Origin of the sequence: Bradyrhizobium sp., from assembly GCF_019242285.1 — a bacterium.
Lineage (GTDB): Bacteria > Pseudomonadota > Alphaproteobacteria > Rhizobiales > Xanthobacteraceae > Bradyrhizobium.
The window spans coordinates 1-2,088 of sequence record NZ_JAFAVV010000857.1; the positions used below are offsets into that span (position 1 = coordinate 1).

General features: G+C 61.8%; 2 protein-coding genes. Both read left to right on the forward strand.

Translation table 11 applies throughout. The features are described 5' to 3' along the window. Positions 1-1,324 (forward strand): thiamine pyrophosphate-dependent enzyme (locus tag JOY90_RS35420; protein ID WP_291695733.1); only part of this gene is annotated, 1,324 nt, incomplete at its 5' end. A 6-nt stretch (positions 1,325-1,330) separates the two neighbouring features. Next, the coding region (iolE, locus tag JOY90_RS35425; protein ID WP_291695734.1) for a myo-inosose-2 dehydratase at positions 1,331-2,088 on the forward strand (758 nt) is incomplete at its 3' end.

The window sequence follows — 2,088 nt, forward strand, 5'->3', positions numbered from 1 at the left end:
GGCCTTTCTCGCGCTGCCACAGGACACCCAGGAGGTCGCCTTCGACTATCCCGAGGTCTTCTTCGAGCCTCGAACCTGGACCATCCCGCGTCCGCGCCCCGACCGTCAGAAGCTAACGGAAGCAGCCGAACTGCTTAAGACGGCGAAGAAGCCGATCCTCATCTCCGGCGGCGGCGTGCGCTACTCGCTGGCGGGACATGCCGTGGCGGATTTTGCGGTCAAACATGGAATTCCTGTCGTCGAGACGACCGCCGGCAAGGGTGCGATGACCCACTATCACCCGTCCCATGCGGGACCGATCGGAATCATCGGCTCAACCTCGGCCAATGCGCTTGCGGCCGAAGCCGATGTGATCCTTGCGGTGGGGACGCGCCTTCAGGATTTCACGACGGGCTCATGGACCGCTTTCAGCCCGGACGCACGCTTCATCTCGATCAACGCCGCCAGATCCGATGCGGTGAAGCATCGCGCGCTGGCGGTGGTGGGCGATGCGCTGGAGACGGTTACGGAACTCGATGCGGAACTCGGCGCGTGGCGCGTCGACCCTATCCACATGGCGCGTGCTCAGATGCTCTTCAAGGAATGGGACGGACTGCTCGAGTCAGTGCAGGCCGCCAGCAACGCTCCGGTACCGACCTACGCGCAGATAGTCCAGGCCGTGAATGCGTCCGCTGGCGAGAGAGATACGTTGATTTCGGCCGCCGGGGGGCTGCCCGGCGAAGTGGCAAAAGGCTGGCGCGTCAAGGCGCCGAACACCTTTGACCTCGAGTTCGGCTTCTCCTGCATGGGTTACGAGATCGCAGCCGGTTGGGGCCATGCAATGGCCAATTCCGGGCCCGGCGGACTCGGCGGCACGCCGATCGTGATGGTCGGCGACGGCACCTATTTGATGATGAACTCCGACATCTACTCGACGGTCCTGAGCGGTCACAAGATGATCATTGTGGTCTGTGACAACGGCGGATTCGCGGTGATCAACCGGTTGCAGCAATTCAAAGGCGTGCCAGGCTTCAATAATTTGTTGACCGACTGTCGAGTCCAGAATCGCGACAATCCCCTTCACGTCGATTTTGCCAAGCATGCTGAGGCCATGGGAGCGGCTGCACGGCATTGCGAGAGCCTTGCTGACCTTATTGCCGCGCTCGAATGGGCCAAAGGCAATGACCGCACCACGGTGCTTTCGATCGTCTCGGATGCGTATTCGTGGGTTCCGGGCGACGCCGACTGGGACGTCGGCGTTCCCCAAGTATCCTCGCGCGAGACGGTTCGAAACGCGCGCAGGCAGCAAGACGAGATCCGAGCCAAGCAGCGCATCGGAGTGTGACGAGCCATGAAGGCGAAACTTGGAATTGCCCCCATTGCCTGGTGGAACGACGATCTTGCCGAGTTGTCCGATGACGTGGATCTGGAGGAGTGCTTGCGCCAGGCGAGCGTCGCCGGCTTTACGGGAATGGAGACCGGACGGCGTTTCCCCATGAACATGAAGGAACTCGGTCCGATACTCGCCCGATTCGGCATTTCCGTGTGCGGCGGCTGGTTCTCCGGCCTTCTGCTCGACGGTGACATCGAAGAGGAAAGGGACCGTGTGCGCGCCCAGATGGATTTCTTCATTGCGGCAAAAGCGCCCTGCATCGCCTACGGCGAAACTGCGCGCTCGATCCAGGGCATTCGCTCGGCGCCGCTCCATGCCAAGCCCAGGCTTTCGGACGAGGAGATCAGAGCGTATGGACGCAAGATGACGGATTTCGCGGAGTGGTGTGCCGGGCAGGGAATGCCGATCGCCTACCATCACCACATGGCTGCGGCGATCGAGACTGAAGCTGAAGTCGATCTGCTCATGGCGAACTCGGGTGAGGCGCTGTCGCTGTTGTTCGATGCTGGCCACATGGCTTTTGCCGGCGGCGACGTCTTGCGTGTCATCGACAAGCATCATTCCCGGATCAGCCATGTGCATACCAAGGACGTCCGCAGCAGCGTCATCGATAAGCTTGACCGGAAACGCGAGAGCTTCCTTGACGCGGTGGTGAAAGGTGCCTTCACGGTGCCGGGCGACGGCTCGCTCGACTTCGCCGCGATCATCGCCCGCCT